Source organism: Corynebacterium vitaeruminis DSM 20294, assembly GCF_000550805.1.
Classification (GTDB): Bacteria; Actinomycetota; Actinomycetes; order Mycobacteriales; family Mycobacteriaceae; genus Corynebacterium; species Corynebacterium vitaeruminis.
In genome coordinates this window covers 1,164,091-1,183,804 of sequence record NZ_CP004353.1, presented here as the reverse complement: position 1 = coordinate 1,183,804, position 19,714 = coordinate 1,164,091, and the positions used below count along the sequence as shown (strand labels likewise).

General features: G+C 66.1%; 18 protein-coding genes. 8 read left to right on the top strand and 10 right to left on the bottom strand.

Going from position 1 to position 19,714, the window contains the following annotated elements:
- Positions 1-122 precede the first annotated feature (122 nt).
- From B843_RS13235 to B843_RS13230, 4 genes are all read left to right on the top strand, one after another.
- The gene (locus B843_RS13235; protein ID WP_025252530.1) at positions 123-872 is read left to right on the top strand and encodes an LPXTG cell wall anchor domain-containing protein; all 750 of its coding nucleotides are present in this window, start codon (positions 123-125) and stop codon (positions 870-872) included.
- A gap of 34 nt (positions 873-906) precedes the next feature.
- A complete protein-coding gene (locus tag B843_RS13785) occupies positions 907-1,575 on the top strand; it encodes a hypothetical protein (RefSeq protein WP_155895110.1) in 669 nt (222 codons plus the stop codon).
- Positions 1,576-1,838: 263 nt separating this feature from the next.
- Positions 1,839-2,174, top strand: a complete 336-nt coding sequence (locus tag B843_RS05565) for a hydrogenase maturation nickel metallochaperone HypA/HybF (protein ID WP_025252529.1) — start codon at positions 1,839-1,841, stop codon at positions 2,172-2,174.
- A 796-nt stretch (positions 2,175-2,970) separates the two neighbouring features.
- A complete protein-coding gene (locus tag B843_RS13230; protein WP_025252528.1) occupies positions 2,971-4,809 on the top strand; it encodes a hypothetical protein in 1,839 nt (612 codons plus the stop codon).
- Positions 4,810-4,866: 57 nt separating this feature from the next.
- Here B843_RS13230 and B843_RS05555 read toward each other — a convergent pair whose 3' ends face one another.
- From B843_RS05555 to B843_RS05530, 6 genes are all read right to left on the bottom strand, one after another.
- Positions 4,867-5,289 (bottom strand): hydrogenase maturation protease, encoded by a 423-nt coding sequence (locus tag B843_RS05555; RefSeq protein WP_038595925.1) that lies wholly within the window; start codon positions 5,287-5,289, stop codon positions 4,867-4,869.
- 40 nt (positions 5,290-5,329) lie between these two features.
- Positions 5,330-6,544, bottom strand: coding sequence for a Ni/Fe-hydrogenase, b-type cytochrome subunit (gene cybH / locus B843_RS05550; RefSeq protein WP_025252526.1), 1,215 nt, complete (start codon positions 6,542-6,544; stop codon positions 5,330-5,332).
- Positions 6,541-8,283 (bottom strand): nickel-dependent hydrogenase large subunit, encoded by a 1,743-nt coding sequence (locus B843_RS05545; protein ID WP_025252525.1) that lies wholly within the window; start codon positions 8,281-8,283, stop codon positions 6,541-6,543. Before B843_RS05545 ends, cybH begins: the two co-directional genes overlap by 4 nt.
- Before the next feature lie 37 nt (positions 8,284-8,320).
- Positions 8,321-9,505, bottom strand: a complete 1,185-nt coding sequence (locus tag B843_RS05540; protein WP_038595324.1) for a hydrogenase small subunit — start codon at positions 9,503-9,505, stop codon at positions 8,321-8,323.
- Positions 9,506-9,744: 239 nt separating this feature from the next.
- Positions 9,745-10,545 (bottom strand): hydrogenase nickel incorporation protein HypB, encoded by an 801-nt coding sequence (gene hypB / locus B843_RS05535; RefSeq protein ID WP_025252524.1) that lies wholly within the window; start codon positions 10,543-10,545, stop codon positions 9,745-9,747.
- 26 nt (positions 10,546-10,571) lie between these two features.
- Entirely contained in the window at positions 10,572-10,913 is a 342-nt protein-coding gene (locus tag B843_RS05530; protein WP_025252523.1) for a hydrogenase maturation nickel metallochaperone HypA/HybF, read from the bottom strand.
- Between the two features lie 66 nt (positions 10,914-10,979).
- On the opposite strand from B843_RS05530, the gene hypF reads away from it, so the two are divergent.
- Positions 10,980-13,217, top strand: a complete 2,238-nt coding sequence (hypF, locus tag B843_RS05525; protein WP_025252522.1) for a carbamoyltransferase HypF — start codon at positions 10,980-10,982, stop codon at positions 13,215-13,217.
- Between the two features lie 131 nt (positions 13,218-13,348).
- Here the strand turns inward: hypF and hypE are convergent, their stop codons facing one another.
- Positions 13,349-14,443, bottom strand: coding sequence for a hydrogenase expression/formation protein HypE (hypE, locus tag B843_RS05520; protein WP_025252521.1), 1,095 nt, complete (start codon positions 14,441-14,443; stop codon positions 13,349-13,351).
- A 114-nt stretch (positions 14,444-14,557) separates the two neighbouring features.
- Between hypE and B843_RS05515 the strand changes: the two genes are divergently transcribed.
- Together B843_RS05515 and hypD are read left to right on the top strand one after the other, a co-directional pair.
- Complete coding sequence (locus B843_RS05515; protein ID WP_025252520.1) at positions 14,558-14,827, top strand: HypC/HybG/HupF family hydrogenase formation chaperone; 270 nt, start codon at positions 14,558-14,560, stop codon at positions 14,825-14,827.
- A 14-nt stretch (positions 14,828-14,841) separates the two neighbouring features.
- Positions 14,842-15,981, top strand: coding sequence for a hydrogenase formation protein HypD (hypD, locus tag B843_RS05510; RefSeq protein ID WP_025252519.1), 1,140 nt, complete (start codon positions 14,842-14,844; stop codon positions 15,979-15,981).
- Here hypD and B843_RS05505 read toward each other — a convergent pair.
- Entirely contained in the window at positions 15,978-17,192 is a 1,215-nt protein-coding gene (locus B843_RS05505; protein WP_025252518.1) for an MFS transporter, read from the bottom strand. The genes hypD and B843_RS05505 overlap by 4 nt on opposite strands.
- 112 nt (positions 17,193-17,304) lie before the next feature.
- Between B843_RS05505 and B843_RS05500 the strand changes: the two genes are divergently transcribed.
- Positions 17,305-17,814 carry a hypothetical protein gene (locus B843_RS05500; protein ID WP_051483459.1) on the top strand — a complete coding sequence of 170 codons (510 nt, stop codon included), beginning with the start codon at positions 17,305-17,307 and terminating at the stop codon, positions 17,812-17,814.
- On the opposite strand, the gene B843_RS05495 is transcribed toward B843_RS05500, so the two are convergent.
- Positions 17,811-18,995, bottom strand: coding sequence for an ATP-binding cassette domain-containing protein (locus tag B843_RS05495; protein WP_025252516.1), 1,185 nt, complete (start codon positions 18,993-18,995; stop codon positions 17,811-17,813). The two genes, B843_RS05500 and B843_RS05495, sit on opposite strands and share 4 nt — an antisense overlap.
- Positions 18,992-19,714, bottom strand: a complete 723-nt coding sequence (locus tag B843_RS05490; RefSeq protein ID WP_025252515.1) for an energy-coupling factor transporter transmembrane component T family protein — start codon at positions 19,712-19,714, stop codon at positions 18,992-18,994. Before B843_RS05490 ends, B843_RS05495 begins: the two co-directional genes overlap by 4 nt.

The window sequence follows — 19,714 nt, the reverse complement described above, 5'->3', positions numbered from 1 at the left end:
AGCGCTTGAGTTGTTAACGGATCCCTATTCCCCTCGTCGACCGCTTTTCGGCCGCACCTGAGTTCACCTGAGGACGGCAGCGAAGGTAGTCGACATTTCCCACTCAAACCAGGAGTAATGAAATGTCCACCAAGAAGATGAGCCGCCGCATTGGCGCTTCGGCCGCCGCCCTCGCACTCGGCGCTGGCCTGCTCTTGGCCCCGAGCGCGAACGCCGCAAAGCCGGGAGCCCCCGTATCACTTAAGCCGTACTGCTACGAGCACAACGGCAACGATGGCAAGTGGCACCTGAAGAACCCCATGCCCGATGGGCTCGTGGACAAGTGCCTCGACGAGCCGGACGTCGTTCCCGACATCCCCATCGACTCCAGCTCCAGCTCCTTCGACGATTCCAGCTCCGTCATCAGCTCCAACCTGAGCTCCGATGACGACACCAGCTCCACCGTTGGCTCCGCAGTGGGAACCAGCTCCGAGCTGAGCTCTGAAGGTTCCAGCTCCGGCTCGAGCGGCCTCATCGTTCCCCTGGTGGTCGGTTCCGCCCTCATTGCTGGCTCCGCCGCAAGCTCCGCCAGCTCGAATTCTTCGCAGCAGGCTCCCGCCCAGCAGGCCCCGGCTCAGCAAGCGCCTGCCCAGCAGGCTCCGGCACAGCCCGCCGCTGAAAAGCCAGCTGCCGAGAAGCCAGCCCCTGCCGCCGAAGCTCCGGCGAAGGCAGCCCCGGCCAAGCCTGCCGCTGCCGCCACCGCTCCGACAGCGGCCCAGGCACCGAAGAAGCTGGCCAACACTGGCGTTGAAGCCTCCGACCTTCTCCTTCTGGCCGTCATGCTCACCCTGGCAGGTGGCGCATCGCTCGCGATCGCGCGCAGGCGTGCATAAATAACCCGCCTCCAAGCCCGGCATCACACTAATAATGTGCGACGCCGGGCATTTTGGGCTCTATCGTTTGCTAAGTGGAACGTCATTCCATTTTTGGGATCAAAATATTTACCCCCAATCCTTACCCCCAAACTCCCAATCCTATTTATCCAATTGCCCACACTTCGGGGCCCTAGAAAAGAAAATAGGATCAAACCTCATCAGCAGCGCACTGAGTAGCAGTTCCTCCGACGGCAGTGCCCTTGGCTCTGGCCTCGGCAGCGCTACGCTGAGCAGCGGCGTTGGCTCCTCCGACGTTGCCGGGCTCGTCATTGGTGCCGCAGTTATCGGTGGCGTTCTCGCAGCCATCGCAGGCTCCTCCGCTTCCTCGACTTCTTCCCAGGCTGGCGCTGCCACCCAGAACCCGGCAGCGCCTGCTGAGGGCAACGGCAACCAGGCCCCGGCCGCTAACGGCAACCAGGCCCCGGCCGGCGACAACGCTGGCGCAGCAGCGCAGGGTGGAAAGCCTGCCGCTGATGGCAAGGCTGCTGCTTCCAAGCCTGCTGCTGGCGCAAAGGCCGCCGACGCAAAGCCTGCTGCGGACGCCAAGAGCGCTCCGAAGAAGCTGGCCAACACCGGTGTCGACGCTTGGATGATCATCCTGCTCGGCGCGCTGATCGCAGCCGCCGGTGGCGCTGCCCTTTTTGCGTCCCGCAAGGCATAACTAGTTTCTGGGCAATCGCCTAGAATCTCTTCATTCGGTGTGAGCACAAATTGTGCTCACACCGAATTTTTGTTTTCTGAGTACTACTCGGGCTTCTCGCTGCCGCTCAAGAGAATCCAGCCACAATTTCCGCGTCGATAATCTGCTTAACCGATGATCACTACCCCGCGTCCATCGGCCTCGATGTGGACGTACATGAAGCTCGCCTATCTCCAGCTAGGACTCGATTACTGGGGCTTACCAGCAGGGCATACACTGGTGGTATGCACGAATTGTCGCTTCTCAACGGGGTCGTCTCCAAGGTCGATGAGGTTGCTCAGGGTCGATCGGTTCGGGCCGTAGGCTTGATCGTCGGGAAGCGATCTGGGGTGCTTGTCGACGCGCTAGAGGCATCGTGGCCAATCGCGCAGGCAGGGACGGTCTGTGACGGTGCGAGCCTCGACATCGAAGAGGTTGAAGCCACCGTGTGGTGCCCCACCTGCGATAGCGAGCAGGAAATCGACGAGTATTTCGCCCTGACCTGCCCCGTGTGTGGCACCCCCACCGCCGATCTGAGAAGGGGACAAGAGTTCTCATTAGCGTGGATCGATGTCGAGTAAGTAGCCAAGGAAACTTCCAAGGTTTCGGACGCTCTAAACCTGATTTTGCCCCCAAAATTATAGGTTGCGTCAATCTTTTGGTGGTTCTGCTCACTTCACCACCCCCAGAGCCTGTCAACTTTCTGTCAATTCTTTTCGCCACCCAACAGACTGCGCTCACAGGGAAATTCAAACTATGAATCGGTTCCGATCCATAGCCCCGTGCCCCGATTTGCGCGCTGCGAGAATCGAATTTCGTTTATGCCTCCACGTCTCGTTTCGAACTGATGCCCACCTTTCGCGTCCACTATCAGATCTTTGCAACGCGCTAACCGAGAAGTTGGCAAGGCAGGGGGGCGGCTTCACCTTGTAATTTTGACGTTCAGCGAAGCGTCGAAAAGCATGCTGCAAACCAGACACAAATCCAAGAAATGTCAACCTTCAATCCCGCCAACATGAAAATCTGGCGCATGCCCATAGCAAACCAGGCTAAAAACCATTCTTAACATAGCGCCCATTTCGTGCTAGATATTTTGAATAAGTAGGAATATATTCTCAACAAATACAGCATTCTACCAGCACACTCCAACATAACGAGCTAATAGTAAGGCTCCCCTACCTTAAGAAAGGCTGCTAGAATACTTAAGCAACCTCGACATTTGCGAAGCGATGCCGGTCATACGGGGTTGCGCAAGTTTTCCTGTTTTTGCTTTTTGGGCGGACAGCGGGGACGTCGAGCTACCTATGTAATGTTTGTCTTCTTGGAGGAATGCACATGTATCCCCGAAAAACCCGATCTCGGGTTGGTTCAGCTTTCTTGTCGATTTCCCTCGGTACCGGCCTCATGGTTACGCCCTTCATCACTGGTGTCGCCAGCGCGACCCCGAGCGGCGATAACACGATCACCAACACCGAGCAAGACAGCGCGACGCACAATGACACGTCTACCAACTCCGTGTGCAACAACAGCGGCAACGGCAACACCGTAAACGGAAACCCGCACTGCACCCCGACCGACACCACCGGTACGGACACGACTGGTTCAGAGTCCACGGGCTCGGAGTCCACGGGCACCTCGACCTCCGATGGGTCCACCTATGAATCGAACACGGGAGAAACGACGACCTCCGGCCAGGATTCCGACACTGACAAGGCCGTCGACGCGATCAACCTCTCCTCGGATCTGAAGGACTTTTCCTCCGACACCAACGATTCTGTCCAGGCGTCTTCCGAGCTGGGTCTGTCTTCGGACTCCGGTCTTTCTTCCGAGTCGGGCCCGTCTTCTGAGTCTGGCCTCTCCTCTGAGCTCGGCCTTTCCTCCGATACTGCCGCTTATGCCGCGCTCTCCTCCGGCTCGTCCGCGCTGTCGAGCGACGGCGCCGCCTCCGCTGCTGCCCCCGCATTGTCTTCTGATCTTGGCTCGAGCGCGCTTTCCTCTGACCTCGGATCCAGCGCCGCTGACGCCGCGCTCTCCTCCGTTGCTTCTGCCGCTGCCGATGGCGTGCTGTCTTCCGGCGCCTCGAGCTCGGCTCTGTCCTCCGCGCTACCGGGTGCTGCCCTGTCCTCTGGCGCCGCAGCTGTGGCCGTGCCGCTCGCGCTGTCTTCCGCCGTGGGCTCCTCTGCCCTGGGTTCGAGCGCGCTTTCGTCTGGTTCCAGCGATGGCTCCTCCGCGCTCCCCGGTTCTTCGGCTCTCTCCTCGGGCTCCAGCAGCGCCGATAAGGGCTCTGCTGAGGGTTCCTCCGCGCCGTTGTCCTCCGTGGGCAGCTCCGAGGGCACTCACGCGGGCAGCTCCGTTCCTTCCGTGTCGAGCAACTCCTCCACGTCGAGCGACGGGTCCTCCGACGCTCTTCTGCCGCTCGGGTTGTCTTCCGCGCTCGGCTCTTCCGCGCTGTCCTCCGGCCCTAGCGACGGTTCTTCTTCCCCGAAGCACCTGGCTGAGTCCAGCGTCGGCTCCTCCGTCCTGCCGCTGTCCTCCGGCTCGAGCGATAGCTCCTCGACCCCGAAGCACCTCGCCGACTCTAACGCTAGCTCCTCCATTCTGGGTCCGGTTGCCCTCTCGTCTGCGCTGTCCTCCGGCTCTTCCGACGGATCTTCTTACACCCCGAAGCACGCAGCCGAGTCCAGCGACGGCTCCTCCGTCCTGCCGCTGTCCTCCGGCTCCAGCAACGGTTCTTCCGGCTCCAGCGCCCCGCTGGCGTCTTCTGCCCTCGGTTCCGCCGCTCTGTCGTCCGGCTCCAGCGCCGGTTCTTCCGGTTCCAGTGCCGCTGATGCCGCGAAGCTGGTCGTGGGTGCTGCCGTCGTCGGTGGCGTGCTCGCCGCCCTCGCTGGCTCCTCCGCTTCCTCGGCGTCCTCGACCTCCTCCGGTAACACCACCGACACCACCGGAACGAACGCCACCACCGCAACCGGTGCACAGACCGCAACCGGCACCACCGCCGGCACCACCACCCCGGTCGCTGCCGCTGCAGCCGCCGCTCCTGCAGCTGGCACCACTCAGGCCGCCGCCGCACAGGCTGCCTCCGCGCCGGCTTCCACTAGCGTCGCCAAGCGCCTGGCCAACACCGGCGCCAACGTCTGGTCCCTGGTCCTGCTAGCCGCCCTGTTTATCCTCGCAGGCCTCGCCACCATGATCGGTCGCGTCGCCCGCCGCCGCTAGGCAAAAACGCCGAACGCCCCTCCTACCGCGCAGGTAGAGGGGCGTTTTCGCGTCTTTCTAGCTCGTCCAGCTGGCCAGTACCTTTTTTGCCTTATCGACGGCCACAGGCACCGCGGCCGCAACCTTCTCAGTCATGCCCACGTGGAGCTCCACGTCCTGTGCCACCACGCCCACGACCACGACCTCCTCGGGCTCCGAGCCGAGAAGGCGCGCCGTGGACAGCAGGTCCAGAAGGCCCACCTGGTGCGGCGAGAGCGCGCTCTTGCGCAGGCGCGGGAGCTGGTCACCCTCGAGGACCAAGACGGTGCCCGGGGGCTCGTCGGGGTCTTTGATGCCGTCCAAGACCAGCAGCCTGGTGGCGTCCTGGATGTCAGGCAGGATCTCCATGCCGGATGTGCCGCCGTCGATGTACTTCACGCCGGGCACCTTGGCGTCGACAAGCTTGGCTAAAACGGCAAGGCCAACCCCATCGTCGGTCATGATGGGGTTGCCGATGCCGATGACTGTGATGCCGTCCACGCTATTCGATCTCGGACGCGTCGACGGGCATGGAACCGGTGGGCAGCCAGACGGCGCCGTTGATCATGGAGGACACGCCGCCGTGATCTTCCAGGTTGTCGGCGCGGAAGGCGAGGTAGACGTGGATGACCACGAACGCCCAGATGATGAACATGACAACGGCGTGGAAGAGGCGGATGCCGGGGATACCGAACCAGTGGACCGGGTAGCTGACCAGGTGGAAGAACCAGTTGCCCTGCTCGTAAAGGCCGTAGAGGGCAAGGCCGGTGAGCATCTGCACGATGCAGAGGGCGTAGATGCCCGTGTAGGTCAGCTGCTGCAGGCCGTTGTGGCCGACGTACTGCGGGCCCTCACGCTTGATGAACATGTAGAACTGCGCCGTGCCCAGCAGGTTCTTGAGGTCCTGCTTGTTGTAGATCGGCCACAGCGAGCGCCAGCGCATCTGCCGCTCCTTGGCGAAGACCGTCAGCGACAGGCGCCACAGCCCGAGCGCGATCCAGCCGATGCCGGAGGCGATGTGGATGAAGCGGATGGTGCCCATGAGGAAGCCGGTGTCCTGGGAGGCGTTGGGCCCGAAGAACGGGTCCATGATGTAGTAGCCCGTAAAGGACAAGGCGATGATCAGCAGCACGTTCAGCCAGTGCTGGAAGCGCAGGGCGCGCGGCCACAGCTCCACGCGGGTGTAGCCGGGGTGCGTGGGCGCGAGGCGGGTGCGGCGCTCGCAGACGCCGAAGCTCAAGACCCCGGCGAGCTGGTACTGGCCGGGCTCCTCGGAGTCGAGGTCCGCGATGGCCACGGCCACCGTGCGGCGCCCGACCTTCTCCATTGACTTGGCGTGCTTTCTCGCCAGCACCTTCTGCTCGCGGGTCGACTTCGACGCGGCGATGACGGCATCGAGGTCGCCGCGCATGACCGACAGGTTGAGGCGGCCGGAGCGCACGTAGGCGTTGAGCACCGCGGCGATCGAGAACGGGCGCTGCGCGGAGCCCGGGTCGAAGGACTCCGGGACGAGCGTCTGGTCCGTGGTCCGCCGCAGCGCGAGGTCGATCGGGTCGGTGGAGCCCTCGGGGCTCATCGAGGCGAGCCGGATGAGGGTCTCCTGGCCGTAGACGTCGACCGGGAAGCTGGAGATGACGGAGAGGACGGGTTGGTCTTTGGGCGGTTGGTTGGGCGGGTTATTGGGCGCGCCTTGCGGGGCGGGTACCTGGGTGGTCATTGTGTCATCACCTTAAACAGCTCCTCGCCCTCCGTATCCATAAGGTGCACGGCGCACGACATGCATGGATCGAAGGAGTGGATGGTTCGCAGGACTTCCAGGGGCTCCTTGGGGTTTTCCAGCGGGTGCCCGCCGCCGGCCAGCGCCTCCTCGTAGGGGCCGCGCTTGCCCTCGGCGTCGCGTCCGCCAGATAGCCAGGTGGACGGAACCACGGCCTGGTAGCGGGCGACCTTCTCGTCCTTGATGGTCACGTAGTGGCTGAGCGTGCCGCGGGCGACCTCGATCATGGAGAAGCCGCTGGACTCCTTCGGCCAGGACCCCGGCTCCCACTTCTTCGGGTTGAAGACGTCGAAGTCGCCCTCCTTGATGCCCTTGATGAACTCCGGCAGCAGCGTGTTGAGAAGGTTCGTCGACGCCGTCGCGGCCTCGACCGCGCGGGCGAGCGTGCGGCCGCCGGTGGAGTTCATCTTCTCCACGGTGATGCCGAGCTTGGCGAAGGCGTCGTCGACGATCTTCTTGGTCTCCGGTTCGTTTTGCAGGTAGGCCAGAAGGACGCGGGCGACGGGGCCGACCTGGGTGGGGCGGCCGTCGTAGCGCGGGGCCTTGGACCAGGTGTATTCCTTGTTGTCTGCCAGCCACGTCACCGGCGGCTTCGGGCCGGTGTAGTTCGGGGTGGTCTCGCCCTGGCTGGGCTCAAGCCCCTCGTCGTTGCCGACCGAGTAGTCGAGCCACGAGGAGGCGACGAACTCCTTGATCTTGTCCGCCTCCAGCGGGTGCAGCTGCGTGTAGTCGCCGTCGAGGATGACGCCCGGGGTGACCTCCGGGTGGCCGTAGGACATGGAGCGCTCGAGGTTGTCGCCGCGGATGGCCGCGCCGGCCATGCCCACCGCGAGGAAGGTGTCAGCCGACTTGCCGATCTCGAAGTAGTCCTTGTACACACCCATGATTGCCAGCGCGTCGGGTAGGTAGCAGCCGGTGACGAAGTTCTCGATCTCCTCGGCCCAGCCCTGGATCTCGTCCAAGCGAACCTGGTTGACGGTCTCGGACTTCTCCGGGTCGATCGAGCAGGCCATGCCGCCGACCAGGAAGTTCGGGTGCGGGTTCTTGCCGCCGAAGACCGTGGTGATGCGGATGATCGAGCGTTGGAACTGCAGCGCGTCGAGGTAATGGCTCACGGCCATGAGGTTGGCCTCCGGTGGGAGCCGGTAGTCGGGGTGATCCCAGTAGCCGCCGGTGAAGATCGACAGCTGGCCGGAGTCGAGGATGCCCTGCACCGTCTCCTTGACCTTGGTGAAGTTCTCGAGGCTGTTGCCCTTCCACGTCGAGCCGATCGAGTGCGCGAAGTCCACGGCCTTCTGCGGGTCCGCCTTCGCGGCCGAGGCCACGTTCACCCAGTCGAGGGCGTGCAGGTGGTAGAAGTGCACGACGTGGTCGTGGACCTCCTGGGCGGCTAGCAGCAGGTCGCGCACGAGCTGCGCCTGCTTGGGGATCTGCGTGTCGATCGCGTCCTCGACCGCGATGATCGACGCCACCGAGTGGGTCGCGGTGCACACGCCGCAGATGCGTCCGACGAAGGCCCACACGTCGCGCGGGTCGCGGTCCTGGACGATCGTCTCGATCCCGCGGAACTGCGTGGCCTCGCTCCACGCCTCCTTGATCTCTCCGCCGTCGACCTCCATTTCGATGCGCAGGTGCCCCTCGATGCGGGTCAGCGGGTCGACAACAATTCTTTCAGCCATCTTTGTCTACTTTCGTTTCGCTTGTCGACGCCAGGGGTTACTGCTCTGTCGCCTTCGTCGGAGGGGTGGGATGGTCGCTTTCGTTGCCCGCGTAGGCCTCGAGTGTCTCGAGGTCGCCGTTGGCCTTTCGCACCTTGATCTCGTTGAGCATGGTGAGCCCGCCGTGGGCGGCCACGCCCGCGGCCGCCACGCCGACCAAGCCCCAGCCGACCTTCTTCACCGTGGACTCCACGCCGAAGCCGCGCACGTCCGGCAGCTCGGAGTAGAAGGGCGTGAACCGGTCGAAGAAGTCCTTCTCGGTGCAGCCGATGCACGGGTGGCCCGCGCCGATCGGCCAGCCCGTCTTCATGTTCCACTGGATGATCGGGCACGGGCTAAACGTCGACGGACCCTTGCAGCCAACCTCGTAGAGGCACCAGCCGTTGCGGGCGCCCTCGTCGTCGAAGGTGCGGACGAACTGGCCGGCGTCGAAGTGGGCGCGGCGCGGGCAGGAGTCGTGAATGCGCTGGTCGTAGGCGAACAGCGGACGACCCTCGGCATCCACGTCGGGGGTGTCTCCGTGGGTGAGGATGTAGCTGATGGTGGCGGTGATGACCTCGCCGATCGGCGGGCAGCCGGAGACGTTGATGACCGGCTTGTCCTTGATGATCTCGTCCACGCCGACCGCGTGGGTGGGGTTAGGGCGGGCCGCCTGGACCGAACCGTAGACGGCGCAGGCGCCGACAGCGAGGATGGCGGTGGCGTTCTTGGCCGCCTCCTCGAGGACCTCCTTGGAGGTCTTGCCGCCGATCATGCAGTAGACGCCGTCCTCGGCCAGGGAGACCGAGCCGTTGACTACGAGGATGTGCGGCTGCTCGTTGAGCTCCTTGAGCGCCTGCTCGGCGGCCTCGCCGGAGGCGGCCATGACCAGCTCGTTGTAGTTCACCGAGAGCTGGTTGAGGACGAGGTCCTCGATGGTGCTGGCGCCGGAGCGCAGAACCGACTCCATGCAGCCGGTGCACTCCTGCAGCTGGAGCCAGGCGACGTTGGGCTTGGTGACGCTGCCGAGCGCGTCGGCGATCTTGGTGGCCTCCTGGGCCTCCGCCTTGGAGGCCAGCGGGGCGCCGACCGCGAAGATCGCGGCGAGCCCCGAACACATCTTCATGAAGTCGCGGCGGCTGACCCCCTTGCGCTCCAGATTCTCGATGAGAGTTCCGTTGCCCCAGGTTCCCGGAATATCCATTGAACTTCGCTTTCCTCTGTAAGTTTTCTCACTCGATATCCACGTTGTGAGGAAGCGAAGTTGCGCCCCGCATACGACGGGCACCCGCACCGCGGGCGCTTATCTCTTAAGGGCCGTGACCTGCGGGTTCTGGACCTTAAGAATCCGTGGCCCGGGGTGTCACCTGACGCTTCCCAGATATAAATCCACGTTACTCTGGGAGGCGACATTCGGGCGCGGGCTCCTGCCCGACTATGGTGTTAAACACCCTGGGTACCCCCGGATTGGGCTGCCACCCACTCGTACCACCCGTCGAGCCCCTCCCCGGTCTTGGTGGACACCTCGAAGATGGTCGCCCCGGGGTTGACCTGGCGGATGTTCTTCTTAAACAGCTCGAGGTCGAAGTCGAGGTACGGCAGAAGGTCGATCTTGTTGATCACCACGACCTCCACGCTGCGGAACATGACCGGATATTTCAGCGGCTTGTCCTCGCCCTCGGTGACCGAGGCGATCATGACCTTCTTGTGCTCGCCCACCTCGAACTCCGCCGGGCACACGAGGTTGCCGACGTTCTCGATGAGCACGGTGTCGAGGGCGGAAAGGTCGAGCCCCTCGAGCGCGCGGGAGACCATCGGGGCGTCGAGGTGGCACTCACCGCCGAAGCCGTTGCCCGTGTTGAGCAGGGACACCTGGGCGCCGAAGCCGCGCAGCCGGTCGGCGTCGATGGCGGTCTCGATGTCGCCCTCGACCACGCCGAAGCGGATCGCACCCTTGAAGTGCTCGAGCGTCTTCTCCAGCAGGGTGGTCTTGCCCGCGCCCGGCGAGCTCATGACGTTGATGGAGACCACGCCGTGCTCCTCGAAGGCGGCGCGGTTGCTGGCGGCGCGGCGGTCGTTCTCGCTGAAGATGTCCTCAAGGACGTCGATGCGCTCGCGGCCGGTCTCGTAGCCGGAGTGGTCGCCGACCTCGTGGTCGTGGTCGTGGTGGTGGTGCTCGTGTCCGTGGACATGATCACCGTGGGAGTGGACGGTGCCGTCGGCGTGGCGGTGGAAACGACCCATGATGTCTTCGCTTTCTTCCGTGGTGATTAGGCGGCTTCGACCTCGAGGTCGACGACCTGGAACTCCTCGCCCGCGACGACCCTCGTCGGCGCATCGCAGCGTGGGCAGGATAAGTCGAGGTAGGAGGAGGCGTCGAGGACCGTGCGGTGTCCCTGCTCGCACTCGATGACCGCGTCGATCCAATCGATGTGAAGCCTTGCCCCCTCGAGCGGCGTGGCGGCGGTGACGAAGCCCCAGGCGTACTCCATCGAGCTGGGCACGACTTGCCGCAACGCCCCGATGCGAAGGTTCACCTGACGAACCCTTCTGCCCTTGGCCGCGCGGGCGACGACCCGCGCGAGCTCCGTACTCAATGCCACCTCGTGCACGCCTCCCCAAGGTACTCCGATTCCCCGCGCTGGCTGGCCGGTGCACCCCCGCTAAGCTTGGGGATTATGAGCATCACCGACCTTCAACGACTGGCCATCACCTTGACCGGCGTGGTGCAGGGGGTGGGCATGCGCCCGCACATCGCGAAGGTCGCCGCCAACCACGAGGTCACCGGCTGGTGCGGCAACAACGACATCGAGGTGTTCATCGAGGCCCAGGGCACGCCGGGCGTGCTCGAGGAGTTCCTTCGCGACGTGCTCTCTTCGTTGCCTCCGCTGGCGCGAGTGGTGAGCGTCGACAAGCAAGAAAAACCTGTGCGCGAGGAAACCGGATTCACGATTGTGGCCTCGACGCACCTGCCCGGCGCGCGAACGCTCATCCCGCCGGACGTGGCGCCGTGCGAGGACTGCATCGCCGAGTTCAACGACCCCACCAACCGCCGCTACCACTACCCGTTTATCACCTGTACGCACTGCGGACCGCGGCTGACGATCATCGAGGAGCTGCCCTACGACCGGCCGAACACGACGCTGAAGGTGTTCCCGCTGTGCCCCGACTGCGAGCGCGAGTACACGGATGTGAACGATCGCAGGTACCACGCGCAGCCCATCTCCTGCCCGAACTGCGGGCCGAAGGTGTGGTTCGAGGAGGGCGAGCGCGTGGTGGCGGGCCAAGACGCGTTTTCCGCGGCTCGAGAGTTGCTGAGGGAGGGCAAGGTGCTGGCCGTGCGCGGCATCGGCGGGTTCCACCTCATGTGCCAGGCGACCGATCCCGCGGCGATCGCGCGGCTGCGGGGGCTCAAGCGCAGGCCGCACAAGCCGTTCGCGGTGATGGTGCCCTCGCTGGATCACGCGCGGGCGGTGGTGGCGCTGACGCCAGCGCAGGAGGCGCTGCTTACCTCCCCCGCGCGGCCGATCGTCATCGCACCCTCGCGCGGGGTGCTGCCGCAGTCCATTGCGCCGGGGCTGGGTGACGTGGGGGTCGTGCTGCCCTACTCCCCGCTGCACATGCTGCTGGTGGACTCGCCGGTGGTGGCGACCAGCGGAAACCCCTCCGGCGAGCCCCTGGTGGCCTCCATCGCGGAGGCGCGAGAGTTGCTGGGCGGCTTCTGCGACGGGTTCCTCTTCCACGACCGCGACATCTTCGTGCCCGTGGAGGATTCGGTGTACTTGGGCGAGGTGCCGGTGCGGCGCTCGCGGGGGCTTGCTCCCCTGCCGCTCGCAATCCCCGACGGGCCCGACGTTTTCGCCGTCGGCGGGGAGCTGAAGAACACCATGTGCCTCACCTCGGGCGGGCTGGCGCACCTCACCTCGCACATCGGGGACATGGGGTCGCTGCGCGCGCAGGAGGTTGCCGAGCGCACGTTTGCGCAGATGAGCTCGCTGCGCGGGGTGGAGCCGTCGGCCATTGTGTGCGACATGCACCCGGGGTACTCCACGACCGCGTGGGCCGAGCGCCTGTCCGATCGCCTGGGGCTGCCGCTGTTGCAGGTCCAGCACCACCAGGCGCACGCGGCCAGCGTCCTGGCCGAGCACGGGCTGCTGGGGCGCCCCGCGGTGGTGATCGCGGCCGACGGCACCGGCTACGGGCTCGACGGGACGATCTGGGGCGGGGAGATTTTTGTCGTTTCGCCGGAGTTGGTTTTTGAGCGGGCGTGGCATGTGCCCTCGTTCCCGCTGGCAGGCGGCGACCGCGCCGTCACCTACCCGTGGCGGATCGTGCTCGGGGTTTCCGCTTCTTGGGGTGTGTCCGGGCCGCTGGTTTCGCGGCTTAGGTCATCGGTCGATGCCGGGGAGCTGCGGCTGGTCTCCTCCCAGCTAGGCAGCGGGATTGGCACGGTTGCCACCAGCTCGCTGGGCAGGCTTTTCGACGCCGCAGCTTGCCTCGTCGGCTGCGGTACCTTCGGAACGGCGGTCAGCTACGAGGCGCAGGCGGCCATGGAATTCGAGCACCTGGCGCGCGGCGGGGCCTGCTCGTGGGACGGGGTCTCCACCCTCGCGGAGGCCTTTGCCGTGCTGGCGTCGAGTTCGGGCGGCGCGAATGCTGCCCGGCAGTTCCACCGACATGTGGCGCAGGTGCTGGGGGCGCGGGCCGCAGAGGTTGCGGGGACGTCCGGGGCGCAGGTGGTGGCGATGACCGGCGGGTGCGCCTTCAACCGGCTGCTGTTGGCGGACCTGCGGGAGTTCCTGCGGGGGCGGGGCTACGAGCTCGTAGTGCACGAGCAGGTGCCGCCCGGCGACGGGGGCCTGAGCCTCGGGCAGGCGGTGCTGGGGCGGGCGATGCTCGCTCGCGGGGAGGGCTAGCTTGCGGCTTGCCGCGGGGTCGACTTCACTCGAAAGACTTCACCCCAAAACATACCCCGGGCGGGTACCAAAATCGGGTGAAGTCTAGTGAGTGAAGTCGACCGACGGCGGCCCAGCACCCCACCAACCGCCTAGCAGATGCGCGGCAGCGGGTCGCCCACCAGCTTGTCCACCATGCGGGTGCCGCCGAACGCGGTCACCAGCACCACGCATGCCTCGGGCTTCTCCACGATCCGGCCGATGAGCCGCGCCTCGGGGGCGCCCGCCTGCTGCACCGCGGCCAGCGCCTCCTCCGCCTGCGCCTCCGGCACGACCGCGATGAAGGTGCCCTCGTTGGCCACGTAGAGCGGGTCGATGCCCAGCATGTCGCAGGCGGCGCGGGTCATGGGGCGCACGGGGATGGCCTCGTCCTCCAGCACGACGCCCAGCCCCGTGGTCTCCGCGAGCTCGTTCATGACGGTGGCGACTCCCCCGCGGGTCGCGTCTCGCATCCACCTTGTATCCGGAACGGCGTCGAGAAGCGCGGCAACGAGCGAGGCCACCTCGCGCGAATCCGACTCGATGGGGGCGTCGATGGCGAGGTCGCCGCGGGCCATCATGACGGACATGCCGTGGTCGGCGATGGGGCCGGAGACGAGCAGGCGGTCGCCGGGGGCCACGCGCGCGAAGCCGGGCACGCGGTCGGCGGGGACCACGCCCACGCCCGCGGTGGTGATATACAGCTTGTCGCCCTTGCCCTTGGGCACCACTTTGGTGTCGCCGGTCGCGATCGCCACGCCTGCCTTGTCCGAGGCCTCCTTGAGCCTCAGCACGATCCGCCGCAGCGTCTCGATGTCTAGCCCCTCCTCGAGGATGAACGCGACCGAGATGTACTTCGGCACCGCGCCCGCCACCGCGAGGTCGTTGACGGTGCCGTTGATCGCCAGCTCGCCGATCGAGCCGCCTGGGAACTCGATGGGGTTGACCACGTAGGAATCGGTGGAAAACGCCAGCTTGCCACCCTGCAGATCGAGGTCCATGAGGGTGGAATCGCCGCCCTGGGCGAGCAGGTCGTTGCCGTATTCGTCAAAGAAGACGTGTTGCAGCAGGCTTGCCGACGCCTTGCCGCCGGCCCCGTGGGCGAGGGTGACCTGCTGGTCCTTGAGCCTGCCCCCGCGGCGACGCACCCGCGCGATCGTGTCGTTGACCTGGTCGACGTCCTCGTTGAGTCGGTTCTTAGGCTCCACCGTTTCCTCGCTTTTCTCAGGGGCTTGCTCTCGCCCCATGGTAGCGCCTGCCGCGGGCAGCGCCGGGGATGGGAGTAAAGTTTTCCCTACATGATTCCCAAGGAGTGACTGCCCGTGTGTCTAGGCGTTCCAGCCCAGGTGGTCGAGGTGACCGACCCCACCCGCGCCACCGTGAGCATCGACGGCGTGAGCCGCAAGGTATCCACTGATCTTCTCCTCGGCGAGGGGCTCGCCGTCGGCGACTGGGTGTTGGTCCACGTCGGCTTCGCGCTGAGCACCATCGACGAGGAGGAGGCGAAGGTGACGCTGCAGCAGATCAAGCAGCTCGGCGGCGACACCTTCGAAAGCGAGCTGGCCTCGTTTAGCGAGTCAGAGATCGAATAAAAGGACGCACCCCCATGAAGTTCGTTGACGAGTTCCGCGACCCGCACGCCGCCAAGCAGCTCATCGAGCGCATCTCCCAGATGGCCACCCAGCTCGATCACCCGATCAAGCTCATGGAGATCTGCGGCGGGCACACCCACACCATCTACCGCTACGGGCTGGAAAACCTCCTGCCCGACTCTATCGACCTGGTCCACGGCCCCGGCTGCCCCGTGTGCGTGATCCCCATGGGGCGCGTCGACGACGCCCTGTGGCTGGCCTCCCAGCCCGACGTCATCCTCGCCACCTTCGGCGACATGATGCGCGTGCCGGGCTCCGACGTCTCCCTCATGCAGGCCCGCGCCCAGGGCAGCGACATCCGCTTCGTCTACTCCCCGCTCGACTCCCTGAAGATCGCCGAGGAGAACCCGGATAAGAAGGTCATCTTCTTCGCCGTCGGCTTCGAGACCACCGCGCCCTCGACCGCCGTGACCTTGAAGTACGCCAAGGACAAGGGGCTGAAGAACTTCAGCGTGTTCAGCAACCACGTCACCATCGAGCCGCCGCTGCGAGCGATCGCCGACGGTGGCGAGACAAAGGTGGACGGCTTCATCGGCCCGGGCCACGTGGCAACGGTCGTGGGAACCCAAGCCTTCGAGTTCTTGCCCGCGGAGTTCAACCTGCCGGTGGCCGTGTGCGGCTTCGAGCCGCTCGACATCCTCCAAGGCATCGCGATGCTGCTCGAGCAGTTCGTCTCCGGGGACGTCGCGGCGGGCAAGGCGCGCGTGGAGAACCAGTACGCCCGCGTCGTGCGCGATCAGGGCAACCCGGCCGCCCGCGCGCTGCTGGACCGGGTGTTCACCATCCGCGACACCTTCGAGTGGCGCGGCCTGGGCTGGCTCGACAACTCGGGCATGGGCATCTCCGAGGAGTTCGCCGACTTCGACGCCGAGCGGCTCTTCGACCTGCCCGGCAAGCGCGTGGCCGACCCCGTCGCCTGCGAGTGCGGCTCGGTGCTCACCGGCCACATCAAGCCGTGGCAGTGCAAGGTGTTCGGCACCGCCTGCACGCCGGACACCCCCATCGGCACCTGCATGGTCTCCCCCGAGGGCGCGTGTGCGGCCTACTACAACTTCGGGCGGCTCAACCGCGAGGTCACCGCGCAGCTGACCTAGCCCGCCAGCTGCTTGAGGGCGAGGGTTTCTCGCCCGAATCCCCACAGCAGGCACGCCACGAGCGTGATCGCCGCGCACAGGGCGAAGGCCGGTCCGAAGCCGTACACGTGGGCCACGGTTCCGATGACGATGGGCCCGAGGATCGTGCCGCTATCCTGCGCCATCTGGTAGGTGGCCACCACCTTGCCGCCCGAGCGGCCGGGGCCGACGATGTCGGCGAGCACGGCCTGCTGCGCGGGGTTGAACAGCCCGGCACCCACGCCCGCCCCAACGGAGACCGCCATGAGGGTGGCGAAGTGGTGGGAGAAGCCGAAGGTCGCGGTGAACGCGGCGTTGAGGGCGAGCCCGATGAGGATGAGCGGCTTGCGCCCGACCCGGTCCGAGAGCCTGCCGGAGAACTGCAGGGCCACGGCGTTTCCGGCGGCGAAGGCGGTCATCGCGAGCCCGGCGATGGCCGCGCCGTTCTCAAACGCGGCGGCCGCGAACAGCGGGACGGTGGCCACGCGAACACCAAAGTTGGACCAGCCGTTGGCGAATCCGCCGCTCAGCGAGGCGCGATAGGCGTGGTCGCGGAAGGCCTCGCGCGCGGTAAGGGCCGGCAGTCCCGTCCCCTTGGCCGCCACTGCCCCGATCTGGCGCGGCATACGCCACCACACCACGAAGGCCGCCAACGCCACCATCACCCCGTAGATGGCGAACGGCCACCGCATCCCCAGCACCGAGAGCGCGGCGCCGAGGATCGGGCCCGCGATGTTGCCGAAGAGGAAGCCCGAAGCGTAGGCCGAGGAGCACTTGCCCCTGATCTCCGGCGGCGAGAGCCTGATGACCAGCCCCACGGCGGAGACGGTGAACATCGTCGAACCGAAGCCCGCGATCGCGCGCAGGGCCAGCATGTGCCAGTACTCCTGGGCGAGCGCCACGAGGCCCGTGGCCACGGCCACCGTGATGAGCCCGGTGAGATAGACCTTTCGGGAGCCGAAGGCGTCGATAAGCGAGCCGGACGCAGGGGCGAAAACGAGGCGCGTGCCTGCAAAGACGCTGACGACGGCGCCGGCCGCGGCCATGCCCACGCCGAAGCTGGAGGCGAACTGCGGGATGATCGGCGCGACGAGGCCGTAACCGAGGGCGATGATGAACGCGGCGGAGACCAGGACCCACACCTCGTGAGGTATCTTCGCTTCGGTTGGGGACGCATCACGCACGGTATTCACAAGCCTCAAGCCTAGACCCGAACCTAGTTTTCGAAAGACTCTTCCCATTTTCGAACAGCTGTTCTATACTTGAGGCACGTTGATGTCCCAATCACTAGTTAAGGTTGCCCCCATGAAAAAAGTTACGTTGTTCCCCGTCCGCAAGTCCGCCGAATCCCTGCCTTCAGCAGCGGAGATTACCCGCTACGTGCGCACCCACCACCGCAGCGCGCTCGATGCTGTAGGCACCATCATGGCCCATCCCCGCTCCCTCGCTAGGCCCACTGCTAGCTGGCGGCCGCCTTCGCACACACTTCCGGCTATTTTCGGGCGCGACGCGCTCTCCATCACCGTCACCCGCCACCGCGTGGGTCCCCGCGTCCAGGCGCGCATGCGTGGTTTCGGCGAGCAGCGCACGCCCGCCTACCTCGTTACCGCGCGGCTTTCCATGCCCTCCGGGTACGTCGTCCCGCCGGAGCTAGCCGCCGGTTGGATAGCCTCCCTCGTCGGCCCCGAGAACGGAGAGTGCGTGCACGAGTTCGACTCCCCCACCGCGCCCACCTTCGTGTGGGTGGTGGACGGCAGCTTCCAGCCCCTGCGCTCGCCCGCGTCGCTGTTCACCGGCCTGTCTCAGGCGGCCTAGGAGCTGCGTGAGGGCGAGGGCAGGGCGACCTCGTCCACCTCAGCGTAGGCAGCCACCTCCTCCATGACCGCGGGGTCGTGGCAGGTCATGATGATTGCTTTCCCGCAATCGAGTGCCTCGGCCACCAGCCGGTGGAAGGCCGCCCTGTGCGCGTGGTCGAGCCCCACGTCCGGCTCGTCGAGCAGCACCAGCTCGCGGCGCTGCCCCAGAACGCTCGCCACCTGCGCGAGCCGCAGCTTAGCCTGCGGGAGGTCGAGTGGGTGGGTGTCGCCGTCGAGCCCGAGGCGATCCCTTGCCTCGACGTCCGGGAGCAGCTCGGCGACCGTCGATCCAAGCACCTGATCGCTCGCGCGCTGCGACTGCATGCTCACACTCACCGGGCAGCGGTACTCGGATTCGAAGCCCACGATCGTCCGCAGCAGCGTGGTCTTGCCCGCGCCGTTATCACCGCGAAGCCACAGCACCGCGCCCCGACGCGGCCGCAGGGTGACCTTCGCGGTGACGAAGCGGCTGGGTGCCTTGGCTCGAAGCTGCCACCACCGCCGGGAGGCTTCCCCTCGAGTTCCTCGGAGGGTGCCTAATTCGATCCGCTCGCCGGAGGGTGCGACCCGCCCGGGCAGGGCGAGCGCTCGGGCTTCGGGCAAGCCGGGGCCCACGGAGTCGCCGCTGAGGTGGAATCTTTCGAAGTCGGACCCAAGTTCGGACGGGTCCTCGTGCGCGAGCACCAGCACGGCGCCGGGATACTCGCGAAGGAGCTGGGCGACCAGCCGCCTCGACTCCGTGTCGAGCCCGGCGAACGGATCGTCGAGGACGAGCGTGGCAGCGCCGAGCACCGCCACGCAGGCGATGGCCACGCGCTTGGTCTGCCCTCCGGAGAGCTCGGCGGGGTTACGCTCGGCGACCTCGGCAAGGCCGAGCTGGGCCACGAGGGCGTCCACGCGCTCGGCCATCTCCGGCACCGGGATGCCGCGCTGCTCGAGGCCGAAGGCGATCTCCTCTACGACGGTGTCCCTCAGGAAGGTGATGTGGCTGATCGCGTCCTGGCTGACCATGGCCGCGCCCTCGGTCGTGCGGTAGACCCGCTCGCCTAGCCTGCTCAGCCCCGAGCCGGAGGGCCCCACTACGATGGTGCGCCGCGTCGGGAAGAAGTCCACCGCGGAGGTATCGGAGGGGGAGCTCACCTCGCCACCACCTTCCACGCAATAACCACCACGGCGCACGCCACCGGCACCACGATCCGCACCAACTTCTGCAACCCACTGTCGTAGACCGGCCGCAGGACCGTTCGCCTGCCTGGACGCCCCACGCCCGCCACTTCCACGGCGGTGGCGCGGTCCGCGCCGAGAGAAAGGGTGTGCACCATGACCGGGATCGCAAGCCTCGTGAGCACCCGGCCTTTGACCCGCTCGCCGGTCAGGATCCTGGCCTCCCGGACGGTCCGGACCGCCCGGCGGGCCTGGGGCAGGAACTGCAGCGACGCGCCGATGATGTATCCGATCGTCGGGTTAAGGCGCGAGCCCTGGATCGCCTTGATTAGCTGTGGGATCGGCGAGAAGCACATGGCCGCCAGGATCGACGCCATGAGGGCGAGGAAGCGCAGGGCCAGCTCGCCTGCGATCACCAGCCCGTCGGAGCTGATAAGCGGCGCGATCATGTGCTGGCCGAAGGGCGCGTGCACGATGAGCATCGACGCGCCCGCGGGTAGCCCGAGGGCGAGCGAGTTGAGCACCACCGCGGCGCGGCGGGTCGCCCACACGCCCACCAGCCAGGACGCCGCCACCACCGCGATCGACACTGCCGGGCGGTTGATTCCCAGCACCAGTAGCCACGCCGAAAAGCCGCAGGTCAGTGCGGTAAACGGATTGACCTGCGGCGTCGTATCGGCCTGGGGCGTTGTCAA